This window comes from Cellulomonas sp. C5510, from assembly GCF_019797765.1.
Classification (GTDB): domain Bacteria; phylum Actinomycetota; class Actinomycetes; order Actinomycetales; family Cellulomonadaceae; genus Cellulomonas.
Window position 1 is genome coordinate 1,766,708 of the sequence record NZ_CP081862.1, and the last position, 14,584, is coordinate 1,781,291.

A 14,584-nucleotide genomic window follows, 5' to 3' on the forward strand; every position below is an offset into this window, starting at 1 on the left:
GTGGACGGCTCCGACTGCCGCTGGTGGACCGGTGCCGTGAGCGGGCGCGGGCACGGCCGGTTCTGGCTGGCGCCAGGCCGGGTCGTCGTCGCGCACCGGTTCGCGTTCGCGCTGGCGCACGGGATGGCGACGCTCGCGGCGGTCGAGGTGCTGGGGCACCGGTGCGACAACCCGCTGTGCCAGCACGTGGGACCGGGGCACGTCGTCGCCTCGTCCTACGTGGAGAACCGGCGTGAGTGGGCCGCTCGACGTGACGTGACCGGCTCACCGCTGGGTGACGCGCGTGGGGCTCGTCGTCGGGCGCGAGAGCTGCGGGACCTGGCGCGCACCGATCCGGCGCTGGTGGCCGCCGATCTCGCGCGGCTGCGGCGGGTGTTCGGTGAGCAGCCGTCGCTGTGGTGATGCCCGACCGCGCCCGGTACGAGGGGAGTGCCGGGCGCGGTCGGGGGATCGGTCAGGCCGGGGTGAGCGCGGCCCACGCGCGGGCCTTGAGGCGCGCGGGCTCCTCGCTGGTCAGCAGCCGCGTGGCACGGGCGGCTGCGGGGTCGTGCCTGGTGCGCACGGGGGCGTAGTGGTCGACGTACTCCGCCACGGCCTGGTAGGCGCCCCACGCCGTGCCTCGGATGCCGGCTTGGGTGTCGTCGTCGTGCCAGAGCCGGGCCAGGGTCTGCTGCCGCCGGGTGTAGGCGTGCCGCACGCGGGCCGGCGCGTCGTCGTCCGGGGTCGTGAACAGGTCGGCGACCATGTCGAAGAACTGGGCATCGGTGGTCGCGGTGTCGATCAGCCGCTCGGCTTCGGCCTGGAAGGCCTCGACGTAGGCGAACGTCAGACCGAGGGAGTCGCGGGCGGCCTGCACGGCGGCCTTGGCGTTGCGGGTGTGGCGGATTGACCAGGACGACACGTGATCGCGCAGAGCGGCGTGCTGGGTGTTCGCGCACACGACGCGGACCGGGGTCACCAGGATGCGGAAGGCGCTGGTGCCGTCGTGGCTGTTGAGTGCGGCGATGTTGAGGTCGACCCGGTCGGTGCCGCCGATGGTCAGGTGCTGCGGCAGGCGCATGGTGACGAACACCTGACGGCCGCCGCGCAGCGATCCGGCGGTGTCGAAGACCGCGCCGGACGCGTCGGCCAGGGTGTTGAGGAAGTCGGCGTGCTCCTCGTTCTGCAGCGGGGTGTACCCGGCGCCGACGACGCCGAGGGCTTCGGGCGTGCCACTGAACGGGTTGGTGCGCACGGTGGCGAAGCCGGGAACGTCCATGGTGGTCACGCCGTCCTCGCTGGTCTCGGTGGCGGTCAGCGGTGCCTTGCGCACGCGCCACCCGCCCAGGTGGCCGAGGCTCATCGCGTCCTCGGCGGTGAACGCATGACCGGCGACCGTGGTGCCGAGGCGGTGCCACGGGTCGGTGCGGGCGAACAGGGCGGCAGCCTTGCTGCCGTGGGTCTCGATCTGGTGTGCCATGACGGGCTTCCTTCCTCGTCGTTGGGCTGACCAGATCAAACTATTTGATCTATTCGACTGTCAGGAGTTGTCCACCGGGGCAACTCCCGACAGTCGGGTTCGGTGGGGCTGTGGATCAGTCGGCCGCGACGACGGCGGTCTCGTCAGCCGCGTCGGACGACTCCTGCCGCTCGGGCTCCTGGTCGTCCTCGTCAGGTGTCGTCAGGATCTGCTCGACCTCGCTGGCGGGGTAGCCCCAGCCGACGAGCGCGGCCATGATCGCGGCGTCGTAGGGGCCGGGGTTGCGCCAGGTGTGGACGCCGCTCCGGGCCTCCCACGCGGCCAGGACGACGGCGAGCGTCCGCACCGTGGCGGCAGCGGGCGTGGTCGCCTGGGTCAGTGCCCGCGCGGCTGCCTGGGAGGGGAACAGCGCCCGGTGCTCGGTCCGCAGGCCGAGCAGGTCACCCAGCAGTTCGTGCCCGTTGCTCAGGGCGTGGCTCAGGCTGTGCTGCCGCTCGAGCAGGGCACGGGCGATCAGCGCTTCGGCTCCCTTCGGAACCTGGCGGCGGGTGAGCAGCCCGACGAGCCACTGGCGGCGCACGACCTCGGCGGACCTCCACGCCGCGTTGTTGGCCAGCACCCGGCGCCGCTCGGCGGACTCGGCCTCGCGGCGCGCCTGCTCGGCCTGCTCCCGGGCGGCGCGCTCGTCGTCGTCTGCGGGCAGGGTGTCGCTCGGGGGTGGGCCGTCCCACCGGTGATGCAGCCCCGCGCTGCTGGGGTCCGTGCACACCCACACCGGCACGAAGACCTTGCGCGGCTCGGCGGGCTCCCGGTCGCCGTCCTCGTCGTCGGAGTCCTCGTCCTCGTCGTCCTCCTGCCAGTCGACGGTGACGACGACGCCCGCGCCGGGCGTGCTCGCCCACTGCTCGACGGGCACCGGCTGGCCGTCCTTGTCGCGCAGGTCCTCGAACGCCAGCCGCCGGACGGCGGGGGTCACGTCGGCGGGGTCGAGGACCGGCAGGCCCTCGGCGCGCAGGCGCTCGACCTCGGCCAGCAGCGCAGTGCGCTCGTCGCGCTCGTCGCGCAGCCGCTGGGCGATGTGCGCCAGCCGGGGCCGCTCCCACCGGTTCTCCCACGCGCTCTCCAGCGTGGCGACCGCGTCGGGGTCGTCCTCGAACTCGGCGAAGATCGCCGCCTGGTCCAGGGTCATGCCCTGGGCGTCCATCCGGTCCTTGCTGGCCTGGTGCCCGGCGACGCTCAGCGCGGCGTCCACCACGGGGCGCGGCAGCGCCGTGCGCTTGACGATCTGTGCGACCGACACACCCAGCAGCGCGAGCTGCTCCACGCCTTCGCGGGCTTCGCGCTCGTGCATGTCCGCGCGGTGCAGGTTCTCCACCAGCTGATCGGTGATCCGGTCCGCCTCGTCCGGGGCAGCGACAACCCGCACCGGTACCGTGCCGGACGGGGTGCCGACCTGCGCGGCGACCAGCGCTCGCCGCTGCCCGCGCAGCACGCTCAGGCCACCGGCCTCGTCGACGTGCGCGTCGATCGCGACGATCACGCCGCGCGAGCGCACCGACGCGGCGAAGTCCTTGGCATCGGGCCGGGTGTCCTTGCGCACGTTCGTACCGATCCGCAGGTCGCCCGGCGCGACCTCGTACACGCGCCCGACCTCGTAGACGGGGGCCTCTGTCGTGGTGCTCATTGCTGCTCCTCGTGTCGAATAGACAGAACTGACATGTCCTATGCTTCCGGGGTGACGTGTTCCGTGGTGCCGCTCGGCTCTCGCTGTGGACGGTCGGGCCTGCTTGCCGGCGCTGTGGACGACCGGGCCCCGGCCGCTGCTCCCGGCACTCTGTCGTCGCGCCCCACCGCCGATGCAGGTGGGTGTTAGTGCCGGTGGAGGGCCGATGACCGAGACGCGTGTGGCGACCGGGGCGTGGTGGGACCCGGAGATGTGGCAGAGGGCACGGGCGGCCTACGTCTTCGACCTCGACCACCACCCCGAAGCGCCGGCTGGGTTCATCGGGTGGCTGAGCTGGGTGCTCGAAGCGCACGCGGCCCGGGGCCCTCAGGGGCGCGCGGCGCTCGCCGTGCCGCCGCGGGCGGTCATCGCGGCCACCGCCGGGCTGAACCGGCACCATGCGCTGCGGGCCGAGACGCGGGCCGCGATGGAGGAGGCGATCATCGACGACCGCCAGGCCGGGCGGCTGATGAGCCGCTCGTCATGGATCCACGAAGCCGTCGTCGTGGCGGTCCAGGACGCCGAGATGAGAGCCGGCGGCGCGCTCCCGCCGGTGCCGGACGGTCAGCGACTGCCGAACCGGCCGGCCAAGGCGAGTCCTTCCGCCCGGTTTGGCTGATGTCGACCGGCGAATCGTGCATGAGTGCATCGATCCGAAGAATGAACCGAGCAGAACAATGCGGTACTCCAGTTCGTCGAGTGGGAGTTGCGACACATGGCGCGATATGGTCTAGAACCTGGCGACCGCGGTTCCTTGGACGTGCGGACGACGTACGAGGGAGTGGTGCAGGGATTCTTTGTCCCGAAGGATGCTCCCGCCGCGGGAACAGCCGCTTTGGCTCGCCTTTACGCTGGAGTAAAGCTCATCGAAGCCGATCCTCCCGAGGGGCGTCTGACGATCTACCCCACGGATACGCGATCTTGGAGCGAGGATTTCCTGGGACCGAAGTACTCGAGGATTGAATCTATCACACTCCCCGCCGAGGTCGAGGCCGACATTGATATCTTTGACACTCTAGAAGAACTGCCGTCCGGCTTCATCAAGGACTACGAGTACGGGCTCGGGCTTACCAGAAACTGCGATGTACTGATCGAGCTTGTCGAGGATGCCACCAACTGCACGAGGATCGTGTTCCTTGTATCCGGTGACACGGAAGTCAATGGAGATGAATTTCGGATCAACTTCACCCGGTTCCATTCGCTGCGTCGAGATTTGGACAGCATCAAGAACCGTGGCGACATGGCTATCCGCCGGGTGAAGGAGAACCATACCCACAACAGCCTGGCGGCTGTGCTAGGGGTGCAGCCGCTGCAACTGTCCCTGGGTCGGCTGCCGACATCGAGGTGGATGACGAGGGTAGCCGCAGATCAGGAGCCGCTGAGTGTCGGCGAACAGGATGAGCTACTCATGGCGGCTACCGCGGGGATGGCTCAGATTGCCACGCGAGCCCCGGCAAAGGTGCTAAGGCTCCAGCACACGATCGAACTTGTGAGTCTCGATCAACTTCTCAAGTCATATGCATTGGCGCTCGAAGCGGGGCACAACGAGGACTGGTGGCAGCAGTTCTTCGAGCAGAACCTCTTCGCGCTCCAGCTAATATTCGGCGGCCCAACTGTGTTCATCGACTCCCAAGTCTCGATCGGCGAAGGAGATAATGCGGCCAAAGGCAAGAAGATCGCTGACTACCTACTCAAGGAGTCGATGACCAACAACGCGGCCCTGGTTGAGATCAAGAAGCCCAGCACGAAGTTGATGAGGCGGAGACCCTACCGGACGGGCATCTACGGCGTGCAGGGCGAGATCAGCGAAGCCGTTACCCAAGTCCTGGACCAGGCCCTGCAGCTGACACGCCACGAGGCTGACACGAAGCGGAGAACTCGTGACGTCACTTGGGTGAGCAGCGCCCCTCGCTGCTTCGTCGTTGCGGGCAGCGCTTCAGAACTCGACACCGCTGACAAGAAGAAGTCGTTCAATCTGTACCGCGAACACTTGTCCGGCGTGCGACTGGTTACCTACGACGAACTTCTGGGACAACTGGTGACGCTGCGCGACTTCCTCGCGGCGGAGGCTCCTGGCGATTCTTAGGGCTCGATGCCACATCGGACCGTCAACAACCACCCGCCCAGGCCTGACGGCAAAGACAGTCAGTCGCCCCCGCGGTGCCGGTCCAGCACAGCTGCGGGGATGCGGCCGCGGGCGGGGGAGGTCGACCTTCTTGGCGCTCGACGGCGTATCCCTCGACATCGATGCGGGTGAGCTGGTCGAGTTGCTCGGTCCCGGCGGAGCCGGCAAGGCCGCGAAGGGTCGACCTGTTCGTCGGCCTGCGCCACCCTAGCGCGGGAGTCGCGTCTGCGATCACCCAGGCGGATCAGGGTGCCTTCGGATGTGTGGACGCCGAGACGCGTACTGGACGGATGCCGGGAGGACTGATGCTCACTCTGGACAGACTGGTCATCCTGGATGCCCATCTGGACCGGGCCAGGCTCCAGTTCGACAGGTTGGAGTCGCCGCTCAGTCGCGTCGCCGAGAGCAGCGGCACGGCGGTCGAGCTACGCCCGGCACAGCGCTTGCTCTGGGCGTCGGCCGGCCTGGAGCGGGCACGCGCGTATCTGCGCGCGGCACATGAGACGACGAGGGACGTCGCCGACGACATGGCGCACGGCTCGACCAGCCGGGTCGCCGAGGACCTACGTCTGGTGAAGCGGTCGTGCGCAATGGTGGACGAGCTGAGCGGACAGGCCGCTCGGCACCTGGCCGCAATGACGCGGGATCCGAGCGCCGCGGACGAGCGTGGTCGTGACCTCACGGCTGCGTTGAGCTGGATCGATCAGGCGCGATCGGGCGCTCAGGCCGCCGGGCGGTTGGCTGACGAGCTCGCGGCCGCCCAGCGCTCACCGGACGCCGCCGAGAAGGAGCCCGCTGTGCAGCGGCTGCGGGCGGAGCAGCAGGGCTGTCCGCCGAGGGGCATCTCCACCGGTGTGGTCGGCGTGCCGCGCTGATCGTTGACGCGGTCTTGTCGGCTGGCGTGCGTCAGCGTGTCACCATCCTCAGCGCCGGCCGCCGCAGGCCCCGCGGGGCCAGCGCGCGAAGGCGTGCCCTCGTGATGTCGGTGCTCGGGCACGCACGCAGGAACTCGACGAGGCCGTCGCCGAGCCCGGCCTGCACAACACCCTCGTCGCCAGTCCGGACGAGCAGGTCCCGCCAACGGCGCTCCCACACCGGTAGCACGTAGCTGAGCGCCCCGATCGAGCCGACTGTCGCCGCGAGCCCGAACTGCCCAACCTGGACCGCCTGAACAACGGCCACGACCACGACGACCGCCCGAAGCCGCCACGCCGCCTGGGTGAAGGGCAGCCGCCGACCCCAACGGCTGAAGCCACGGACCGCCGCGCGCGCCGCTCGCCACGGAGTCGACACACAACCGATGAGCAGATCGGCGCGCGTCAAGCCCTTGCGGACCAGCACCGCCGAGTGCGCGACCACCGCTACTGCCTGAACGCTCGGCAAGTCACCGAGAACGACAGCCTCGATCAGGCTCGTCGAGACGACGACCGTGCGTCGGCCCGCGCCGAAGGCGCCGATCGCCCGAGACCGCTTCACCCGAAGCTCCACCAGAGGCGGCCCGAGCCCGACTCGGCACAACTCGGTCAGCACTGCGGCCAGCTCGTCGCGCTCGGACGGCCGCAGACGGCGAGCTCTCAGCACGACAGCGACCGCCAATCCTTCACACGCGCCGTGGTAGGCAACCGCGACGACGACCGCCAGCACGATCACCACAGCGACCGGAACGGGCGCCGGGGCGGCCGCCAGCACGACCGCGACCACGACGACGCTGGCCACCATCCCGGGACCGACCGCCAGGGCCTTCATCCCCCACACAGGCATCGTCGCCACCTCCATTCGCACTAGTGCGACACGACTCACGTCGACTCCGCCTGACCACCCAGGCGCGGTCGGCCGGCCTTCGGCCGGTGAAGGAACTGTCCCCTGGATCACCACACGAATGGCGTTGTCCACAGGCAGCCGCCGCGGCACCCACGCGTCGGCTCGGATGTGGCCCCCTGGGAGCGACCCGGCCAGCAATGGGAGCAGGACGATGAGCGAGCCGAACCGCATCGACCCGACGTCCACGTGGATGCAGGTCGTCGCACTCCTGACGGCGGCGGCCGATACACCGTCGACGGCGGGTGGGATCGACCCCGACCAGCACTCTCTGGCCCTCGGTGCGCAGGTCGTCGCCTCGCGAGCTCTGGCGCTGCTACCCGCCGAGCTGGACGGCGACCTCGAGGACGTCGTCATCCACGCGGGCCCGTCGTCCACCGTCGGTGACCTCATCCGGGTGGCCAGCGACACCGCTCGTCGCTACCCGTCCGAGGCGTTCCCCGCCGGTGCGACGGCGGTGCTCGTCGACCTCGACGACCTGGTCGCCGAGGCGGGGGCCGTCTCGTGACGGCGACGACGGGCCACTCGCGCGCCACAACGCCGCCGGAGCCCGACGACGAGCGGACGGTCGGGGACCTGCTGCTGGACGCCGACATCGCCGCCCGAGAGCTCTTGTGGGACGCGCCGCCGGACACCGCGAAGGCCAAGGCACGGTCGTGGGGCGAGGTCATCGAGGCGGCGGCCGATCTGTGGTCGTCGTTCCCGGACCGGACCGGCAACCCGAGCTTGGAGCGGATCCACAAGCTGACGCTGGGGATGCACAGAACCCAGCAGCGCACCGGCTGGCCGGGTGCCGGTGAGAGTGACCCGCACCTGGAACGGGTGGTGGAGAACCTGTCCCGCGCCGCCGAGATGGTCTCCTCGCGTCGGCACCCGACCGCGCGACTCAGCGAAGCTGGCCACCTGGACTCCGAGGCCGCGCGGACCCGCATCATGCACGTGGTGTACGTCGCCTCCCACGGCGTCGGTCGGGCGCTGTGGCAGTACAATCGCGACCTGCGCCGCGTGCTGAACGCGAAGCACCGGCTCGGCCCGGGGCAGTCGGCCGATCAGTCGCACAACCTGCTGGTCCGGATCGGTGCCGCCGAACAGCTCGCGTCGGCGTACCTGCAGGGGCGCTGGCCCGCCGGGTTGACCGGGCAGCATCGCGAGCCCGTCGAGCCCGCGCGTCTGGAGCAGGCCGTGGCCTCGTGGGACGTCCAGGCTCGTCGGACCCTGGCGGCGTCTCCGACCACCGCGGACCTGCTGTTCACGGTCAAGGTCGAGCGGGACCTGACGATGACCGGTGGCCTGATCCTCGCCGCGGCAGCGCACCGGGGCGTCATCGACATCGAGCAGCACACCGAGCGGCTGCAGCCGGCGCTCGGCCTGCTCGACGAGGCCTGGGCGCGGCTGGGTGGCGACCTCGAGCAGATCTCCGGTCGGGCCCGCCGAGTCGACCCGGACCTCCTGCGCTCCGGAACCGAGCTGCGCGCGTCCCTGCGGGAGATCACCGCCGACCTCGGCGGTCACGCCGATCCGGCGACCATGGCCGAGCGTGCCGACCTACGAGCGGCAAGCCTGGAGGTCCACCGGGGTCTGGTCGCTGCGGTCGACCTCGGCTACGTCCTGCGCGACGCCATCACCGATCCTGAGCTCACAGCCCCGGCCCGCGGCGTGCAGGCCGCGTGCCTGCGCTTCGCCGTCCAGCCGGACGAGGCGGCCTGGGTCGACGCCGCGGACGCGCACGCCAACCGCCCGGTGGCGCTGCCCGACGCCCTGCGTGAGTCGCTGGCAGAGCGCCACGCCGACGTCGTCGCGGCGGCCATCAGGGTCGACTCCGCCGGCACGTTCCTGGGCGTCGGCCGCCCGACCGGCCCACCCGACTCGCCGATCGACGGACGTGCCCATGCGGAGCGCGCACTCGACGTCCGGGCGACCCCCGGCCCGAGCTACGGCTGCGAGCGGTGAGCACCGTGCTTCTCGTGCACGCACGGCGGCGGGCGCCAGGGCATCCGACCGGTTCCGCAGAGCGGCGCTGAGGAGGCTGGCCATGGCGAGCGTCAAGAGGCGTCCCGACGGGGTGTGGCGGGCCCGGTACCGCGACGATGCGGGCCGCGAGCACGCCAAGCACTTCCAGCGCAAGGTCGACGCGCAGCGCTGGCTGGACGAGGTCACCACCGCGGTGGTGACGGGCACCTACGTGGACCCGAAGACCGCGAAGACGACGATCGACCAGTGGCTCGACACCTGGCTCGACGGCTACGGCACGCGCCGGCCGTCGACCGTGCGGCAGGCGAAGGTGCACGCGAACCACATCCGCAAGAAGTTCGGCAAGCGCCGGCTGGGGGACGTGCGCCCGTCAGAGGTGAAGTCGTGGATGGCGGAGCTCAAGGGCGCCGGGCTGGCGGACTCGTTCGTCTACGCGATCCACGCCAGGCTGGCGCAGGTGTACCGGGACGCGGTGCACGACGGGATCGTGGCGCGTTCGCCGTGCTCCCGTCGTACCACGCCGGGGATGGGCAAGCAGCGGCCCTACGTGGCCACCACGGCCCAGGTGTGGGCGCTGTACGACGAGTTCCCCGAGCACCTGCGCAAGGCGGTGCTGCTGGGCGCCTTCGTCGGGCTGCGGGTCGCCGAGGCGTGCGGGCAGCCGACCGATGACGTCGACTTCGCCCGGGGGATCGTCAACCCCACGGTGCAGTACCCCGCCGAACCGCTCAAGACCGAGATCAGCATGACGCCGGTGCCGATCCCGCGGAACCTGGCGAACATGCTCGCGGACGGAGCGGTGCGCGGCACCTGGCTGCTGAGGACGCCGCTCGGTGAGCAGGTCGGCCCGTGGCAGGTCGAGCGTGCCGTCCGGGCCGCGCGGAAGCGGCTCGCGATCAGGGCGGCCAAGCCGACCGAGGACGCCGAGAACCTGGCGCACCAGCCTCGAGCGTCGAAGCGCGCGGTCGCGAAGGCGCGCGAGGCAGCCGAGACGGCGCGTGCTCTCGTGCTGCCAGACACGTTCCGGTTCCACGACCTGAGGCACTACTACGCGAGTGCGCTCATCGCGGCCGGTGCCGACGTGAAGGTCGTCCAGGCGCGTCTTCGCCACGCGAGCGCGAAGACGACGCTGGACACCTACGGGCACCTGTGGCCGGACACGGAAGAGGCGACCCGGACGGCCATCGGAGCAGCGATAGCCGAGCGGGTCGCCTCGGTCCAGACGAACGGCGCGCGTTCTGCGGACTCCCTGCGGACCTAGAGCCTCACGCCAGAGCGTTTGCCCAGGTCAACGAGGGGTTCACGGTCACACGTCGTAGTACAGCTCGAACTCGTGCGGGTGCGGGCGCAGCCGGATCGGGTCGACCTCGGCGGAGCGCTTGTAGTCGATCCAGGTCTGGATGAGGTCCGGCGTGAAGACGTTGCCGGCGGTCAGCCAGTCGTGGTCCGCCTCGAGGTTGTCGAGCACCTCGGCGAGCGAGCCCGGGACCTGCTGGATGAGCGCGTGCTCCTCCGGGGGCAGCTCGTACAGGTCCTTGTCGACCGGCTCCGGCGGCTCGATGCGGTTCTGGATGCCGTCGAGGCCCGCCATCAGCATGGCCGCGAAGGCCAGGTACGGGTTGGACGACGGGTCCGGCACGCGGAACTCGATGCGCTTGGCCTTCGGGTTCGAGCCGGTCACGGGGACGCGGATGCACGCCGAGCGGTTGCGGGCCGAGTAGACCAGGTTGACCGGCGCCTCGAAGCCCGGGACCAGGCGGTGGTAGGAGTTCACCGTCGGGTTCGTGAACGCCAGCAGCGACGGGGCGTGCTTGAGCAGGCCGCCGATGTACCAGCGGGCGAGGTCGGACAGGCCGCCGTAGCCCTTCTCGTCGAAGAACAGCGGCTTGCCGTCCTTCCACAGCGACTGGTGCACGTGCATGCCCGAGCCGTTGTCGCCGAACAGCGGCTTCGGCATGAAGGTCGCGGTGCGGCCCTCGGCGTGCGCCACGTTCTTCACGACGTACTTGAACAGCTGCACCTTGTCGGCCGACTTGGCGAGCGTGTCGAAGCGGTAGTTGATCTCCGCCTGGCCGGCCGTGCCGACCTCGTGGTGCGCGCGCTCGACCTGCAGGCCGAGGGCGTCGAGCTGCAGCGAGATCTTGTCGCGCAGGTCGGCGAAGTGGTCGACCGGCGGGACCGGGAAGTAGCCGCCCTTGTAGGGGGTCTTGTGGCCGAGGTTGCCACCCTCCTCGACGCGGCCCGTGTTCCAGGCGGCCTCGATGGAGTCGATCGAGTAGTACGACGTGTTCTGCTTCGTCTCGAAGCGCACGTCGTCGAAGATGTAGAACTCGGCCTCGGGGGCGAAGAACGCCGTGTCCGCGATGCCGGTGGACCGCAGGTACGCCTCGGCCTTCGCGGCGACCTGACGCGGGTCGCGGCTGTAGGGCTCGTCGGTGTACGGGTCGACGATGTGGAAGTTCAGGCAGAGGGTCTTCTCGGCGCGGAACGGGTCCAGGTAGGCCGTCGTCACGTCGGGGATGAGCTTCATGTCCGACTCGTTGATGGCCTGGAAGCCGCGGATCGAGGACCCGTCGAACATCTGGCCCTCGACGAAGAAGCTCTCGTCCACGGAGGCGGCAGGCACGTTGAAGTGCTGCATCACGCCGGGCAGGTCGCAGAACCGGACGTCGACGAACTTGACGTCCTCGCTCTTGATGAAGGCCAGGACTTCCTCTGGCTTGCTGAACATCCGCTGCTCCTCGGGTTGGCTTGCCCTCAGTCGGGCACGACGAGGCTAGGGCGGCGCAGTTTCCCTGGGGTGTACCGATTGTTTCCGACGTGTTACGTGACCCCCGTCCTGCGTTGCGACCGTGTGACGTGGGGGTGCAGGCACCCCGTGCGGGGCCGGTTACCGTGGTCGCATGGTCGATCGCGAGGACGTCGGGTCGTGGCTGTCCGGCCCGCCCACCGGTCAGCCGGGCACCGCCCGGGGGAGCCGGCTCGGGCTGCCGCCGGAGGGGCGCGGCTCGCAGGCCCCGCTCGGCCGGCGCGTCGTGGCGCTCGTCGTCGACTGGTTCGTCTGCCAGCTCATCGCGTTCGCGTTCTTCCCTCCCGACGCGCAGGCCTGGGCGACGCTCGCGGTGTTCGCCCTCGAGAACGCGCTGCTGGTCGGCACGATCGGCACGACGCTCGGGCACCGGCTGCTCGGCATCCGGGTGCGGCGGGTGGCGCCGCCGCGCACGCTCCTCGACACCGGTGACGGGCCCGCGCCCGACGCCGGGCCGGACGTCCCGCCGAACCTGCTGCTCGGCCTCGTCCGCACGGTGCTGCTGTGCCTGGTGATCCCGGCCGTCGTGTGGGACGCGGACGGCCGCGGCCTGCACGACCGCGCGGCGGGCACGGCGATCGTGCGCCGCTGACCCGCTCACCCGCCCCGCCTCGCGCCGTTCGGATCCGAACGTGCGGACGCGCCGGGCGTGTCGGTGCGAACGGATCCGAACGCCCCGGGGCGGGTGGGGGCGCAGGGTGCCCGGGGTGCCCGAGGGGCCCGGGGTGCTCGCAGGTCGCGCGTGTCCCGGGTGGCCGGCGTCAGCGGCCGCGCATGCCCTTGCGGTCGGGGCGCACGCGCATCGGGTCGATGCCCTTCGGCACCGGCATCTTCACGGCACCGAGCGCCTGGAGGCGCTTGACGACCTCGCCGACCTCCTGCTTGGTCAGCTGCGGCTTGAGGCGCTGGACCTTGCGCGCGAGCTGCGGCAGCGGGACCTGGCCCTCCTCGCGCCCGACCTCGATGACCGTGATCGGCACGCCCTGCAGGACGCGGGCCGTGCGCTTGCGCTCGGACTCGAGGAGCTTGTCGATGCGGTGCGCCGGTCCTTCGCCGATGAGCACGATGCCCGGCCGGCCCACCCCGCGGAACACCATGTCCTGGGTGCGCGGGGCGACGGCGACGGGCTCCTGCGTGAACGTCCAGCCGCGGCGGATGGTACCCAGTGCGGAGATCGCGGCACCCGGCTGGCCCTCGATGCGCGCGTAGGCGGCGCGCTCGGCCCGGCGCGTCAGCGTGAACATGGCCGCGAGCGCCGCGAACGGCAGGCTCAGCAGGAGCATGTACAGCCACGGGCCCCACAGCAGGCCGATGAGCAGGCCCACGGCGACGACGCCGAAGAACACCGCGAGGATCAGCCAGGTGACCGCGGGGTCCTGCTCGCGGGTCATCTGGTACGCCTGCCAGACCTGGTGGTACCACCGGGTCTTCTTCACCTTGGCGGGCTTCGCGGGCGCGTTCGCGGACGCGGACTTGTCACGGGCCATGACCGTGGAGTCTACCGGCGTGCGGGGGTCCGCCGGACGGGAGGGCGGGGACCTCCGTCCCTGGCGCTGGCGCGACGGAGCGCGCGAGCCTGGGCGGACAGCCGCGGCGCGGGGGCCACGGCGCGGAGCGCGGGGGAGGCGACGATGCGGGTCCTGGTGACGGTGGCGTCCCGGCACGGCGGGACGAGGGAGATCGGCCAGGCCGTCGCGCAGGTCCTGCGGGACGCGGGCCACCAGGTGACGGAGACGGACCCGGACGACGTCCGGGCGCTCGACGGCTACGACGCCGTCGTGCTCGGCTCGTCGGTGTACGTGGGGCGGCTGGCGGCGGCTCTCCGGGAGCTCGTGGACCGGCTGGCGGGCGGTCTGGCGTCGCTGCCGGTGTGGCTGTTCTGGTCCGGCCCGGTCGGCACCCCGCCGCTGCCCGCGGGGGAGCCGGACGACGTGGGTGTCGTCGCCCGCCGGGTCCGCGCCCGGGAGACCCGGTGCTTCGCCGGCAGGCTCGAGCGGGAGGAGCTGGGGCTCGCGGAGCGGGCGCTGGTCGCGATGATCGACGCGCAGCCGGGGGACTTCCGGGACTTCGAGGACGTCGAGGAGTGGGCGGCGGGGATCGCCCGCGAGCTGTCGCGCCCGCAGCGCGTCGAGCGGGGCTGAGCGCGGCCGCCGGGACGGTCAGCCCGCGTCGCGGCGGGCCACGAGCAGCAGCAGGTGGCGCAGCTGCTCGACCTGCTCGGGGGTCAGCCCCTCGGTGACGAGCTGCTCGGCCGCCTCCGGGTCGGACGCCGCGAGCACCGCCGCGCGCCCGGCGTCGGTGATGGACACCTGCTGCTTGCGGCGGTCCGTCGCGTGCGCGGTGCGCGTGACGTAGCCGGCCCGCTCGATGCGCGCCAGCACGCGGCTCATCGTCTGCTCGGTGACCTCGCACGCGGCCGCGAGCTCGGCCTGGGTGCGGGGCCCTCGCAGCAGGATCACGAGCACCGGCTGGCTGGCGTGGTTGAGATCCCAGCCGGCGAGGTGGGCGTTCCAGTCGCGCTCGACGCGCCGGGCCGCCGCGGACAGCAGGCGGCCGACCGGCCAGCCGGAGGGGTCGGGTGCGGCCATCGACTCCCAGCGGGGGTGCTGGTCGGCCGCGCCGTGCTCCCCGTACCGCTCCACCTGGTGTCCTCCCTGGCGCTCGCCGCGCCGTGTCCCG

Annotated in this window: 15 protein-coding genes; 9 read left to right on the forward strand and 6 right to left on the reverse strand. The window is 71.2% G+C overall.

The genetic code is table 11. From position 1 onward, the window contains the following. Nucleotides 1-402 carry a hypothetical protein gene (locus K5O09_RS08285; protein WP_222172282.1) on the forward strand — a complete coding sequence of 134 codons (402 nt, stop codon included), beginning with the start codon at nt 1-3 and terminating at the stop codon, nt 400-402. Nucleotides 403-454: 52 nt separating this feature from the next. Here K5O09_RS08285 and K5O09_RS08290 read toward each other — a convergent pair whose 3' ends face one another. Both K5O09_RS08290 and K5O09_RS08295 read right to left on the reverse strand, forming a co-directional pair. Further along, the gene (locus K5O09_RS08290) at nt 455-1,459 is read right to left on the reverse strand and encodes a DUF932 domain-containing protein (RefSeq protein WP_222172283.1); all 1,005 of its coding nucleotides are present in this window, start codon (nt 1,457-1,459) and stop codon (nt 455-457) included. A gap of 115 nt (nt 1,460-1,574) precedes the next feature. After that, nucleotides 1,575-3,143, reverse strand: a complete 1,569-nt coding sequence (locus K5O09_RS08295) for a ParB N-terminal domain-containing protein (RefSeq protein ID WP_222172284.1) — start codon at nt 3,141-3,143, stop codon at nt 1,575-1,577. Between the two features lie 205 nt (nt 3,144-3,348). Between K5O09_RS08295 and K5O09_RS08300 the strand changes: the two genes are divergently transcribed. The 3 genes from K5O09_RS08300 to K5O09_RS08310 all read left to right on the forward strand — a co-directional run bounded on the left by K5O09_RS08300 (nt 3,349) and on the right by K5O09_RS08310 (nt 6,182). Next, nucleotides 3,349-3,801 carry a hypothetical protein gene (locus tag K5O09_RS08300; RefSeq protein ID WP_222172285.1) on the forward strand — a complete coding sequence of 151 codons (453 nt, stop codon included), beginning with the start codon at nt 3,349-3,351 and terminating at the stop codon, nt 3,799-3,801. A 165-nt stretch (nt 3,802-3,966) separates the two neighbouring features. Then, complete coding sequence (locus K5O09_RS08305; protein WP_222172286.1) at nt 3,967-5,268, forward strand: Shedu immune nuclease family protein; 1,302 nt, start codon at nt 3,967-3,969, stop codon at nt 5,266-5,268. Nucleotides 5,269-5,612: 344 nt separating this feature from the next. Beyond that, the gene (locus K5O09_RS08310; RefSeq protein WP_222172287.1) at nt 5,613-6,182 is read left to right on the forward strand and encodes a hypothetical protein; all 570 of its coding nucleotides are present in this window, start codon (nt 5,613-5,615) and stop codon (nt 6,180-6,182) included. A gap of 31 nt (nt 6,183-6,213) precedes the next feature. Here the strand turns inward: K5O09_RS08310 and K5O09_RS08315 are convergent, their stop codons facing one another. Beyond that, a complete protein-coding gene (locus tag K5O09_RS08315) occupies nt 6,214-7,083 on the reverse strand; it encodes a hypothetical protein (protein ID WP_222172288.1) in 870 nt (289 codons plus the stop codon). A gap of 196 nt (nt 7,084-7,279) precedes the next feature. On the opposite strand from K5O09_RS08315, the gene K5O09_RS08320 reads away from it, so the two are divergent. The 3 genes from K5O09_RS08320 (at nt 7,280) to K5O09_RS08330 (ending at nt 10,357) form a co-directional block, all read left to right on the forward strand. Further along, nucleotides 7,280-7,633, forward strand: coding sequence for a hypothetical protein (locus K5O09_RS08320; protein ID WP_222172289.1), 354 nt, complete (start codon nt 7,280-7,282; stop codon nt 7,631-7,633). Beyond that, nucleotides 7,630-9,075, forward strand: coding sequence for a hypothetical protein (locus tag K5O09_RS08325; RefSeq protein ID WP_222172290.1), 1,446 nt, complete (start codon nt 7,630-7,632; stop codon nt 9,073-9,075). Before K5O09_RS08320 ends, K5O09_RS08325 begins: the two co-directional genes overlap by 4 nt. Before the next feature lie 82 nt (nt 9,076-9,157). Next, nucleotides 9,158-10,357, forward strand: coding sequence for a tyrosine-type recombinase/integrase (locus K5O09_RS08330; RefSeq protein WP_222172291.1), 1,200 nt, complete (start codon nt 9,158-9,160; stop codon nt 10,355-10,357). A gap of 45 nt (nt 10,358-10,402) precedes the next feature. On the opposite strand, the gene glnA is transcribed toward K5O09_RS08330, so the two are convergent. Further along, the gene (gene glnA / locus K5O09_RS08335; protein WP_222172292.1) at nt 10,403-11,827 is read right to left on the reverse strand and encodes a type I glutamate--ammonia ligase; all 1,425 of its coding nucleotides are present in this window, start codon (nt 11,825-11,827) and stop codon (nt 10,403-10,405) included. 172 nt (nt 11,828-11,999) lie between these two features. On the opposite strand from glnA, the gene K5O09_RS08340 reads away from it, so the two are divergent. After that, nucleotides 12,000-12,497: an RDD family protein gene (locus K5O09_RS08340; protein ID WP_222172293.1), complete on the forward strand. Its 498-nt coding sequence runs from the start codon at nt 12,000-12,002 to the stop codon at nt 12,495-12,497. A 169-nt stretch (nt 12,498-12,666) separates the two neighbouring features. On the opposite strand, the gene K5O09_RS08345 is transcribed toward K5O09_RS08340, so the two are convergent. Continuing rightward, nucleotides 12,667-13,392: a DUF4191 domain-containing protein gene (locus tag K5O09_RS08345; RefSeq protein ID WP_222172294.1), complete on the reverse strand. Its 726-nt coding sequence runs from the start codon at nt 13,390-13,392 to the stop codon at nt 12,667-12,669. Between the two features lie 144 nt (nt 13,393-13,536). Here K5O09_RS08345 and K5O09_RS08350 point away from each other — a divergent pair, with 144 nt between their 5' ends. Next, a complete protein-coding gene (locus K5O09_RS08350; RefSeq protein WP_222172295.1) occupies nt 13,537-14,046 on the forward strand; it encodes a flavodoxin domain-containing protein in 510 nt (169 codons plus the stop codon). Between the two features lie 18 nt (nt 14,047-14,064). Here K5O09_RS08350 and K5O09_RS08355 read toward each other — a convergent pair whose 3' ends face one another. Then, nucleotides 14,065-14,547 carry a MarR family winged helix-turn-helix transcriptional regulator gene (locus K5O09_RS08355; protein ID WP_255596233.1) on the reverse strand — a complete coding sequence of 161 codons (483 nt, stop codon included), beginning with the start codon at nt 14,545-14,547 and terminating at the stop codon, nt 14,065-14,067. Nucleotides 14,548-14,584 lie beyond the last annotated feature (37 nt).

What these genes read in the sequence shown, in the direction of transcription:
- K5O09_RS08290 (WP_222172283.1), bottom strand. Translation starts at nt 1,459, where the DNA reads ATGGCACACCAGATCGAGACCCACGGCAGCAAGGCTGCCGCCCTGTTC.
- K5O09_RS08295 (WP_222172284.1), bottom strand. Translation starts at nt 3,143, where the DNA reads ATGAGCACCACGACAGAGGCCCCCGTCTACGAGGTCGGGCGCGTGTAC.
- K5O09_RS08300 (WP_222172285.1), top strand. Translation starts at nt 3,349, where the DNA reads ATGACCGAGACGCGTGTGGCGACCGGGGCGTGGTGGGACCCGGAGATG.
- K5O09_RS08310 (WP_222172287.1), top strand. Translation starts at nt 5,613, where the DNA reads ATGCTCACTCTGGACAGACTGGTCATCCTGGATGCCCATCTGGACCGG.
- K5O09_RS08315 (WP_222172288.1), bottom strand. Translation starts at nt 7,083, where the DNA reads ATGGAGGTGGCGACGATGCCTGTGTGGGGGATGAAGGCCCTGGCGGTC.
- K5O09_RS08320 (WP_222172289.1), top strand. Translation starts at nt 7,280, where the DNA reads ATGAGCGAGCCGAACCGCATCGACCCGACGTCCACGTGGATGCAGGTC.
- K5O09_RS08330 (WP_222172291.1), top strand. Translation starts at nt 9,158, where the DNA reads ATGGCGAGCGTCAAGAGGCGTCCCGACGGGGTGTGGCGGGCCCGGTAC.
- glnA (WP_222172292.1), bottom strand. Translation starts at nt 11,827, where the DNA reads ATGTTCAGCAAGCCAGAGGAAGTCCTGGCCTTCATCAAGAGCGAGGAC.
- K5O09_RS08340 (WP_222172293.1), top strand. Translation starts at nt 12,000, where the DNA reads ATGGTCGATCGCGAGGACGTCGGGTCGTGGCTGTCCGGCCCGCCCACC.
- K5O09_RS08345 (WP_222172294.1), bottom strand. Translation starts at nt 13,392, where the DNA reads ATGGCCCGTGACAAGTCCGCGTCCGCGAACGCGCCCGCGAAGCCCGCC.
- K5O09_RS08350 (WP_222172295.1), top strand. Translation starts at nt 13,537, where the DNA reads ATGCGGGTCCTGGTGACGGTGGCGTCCCGGCACGGCGGGACGAGGGAG.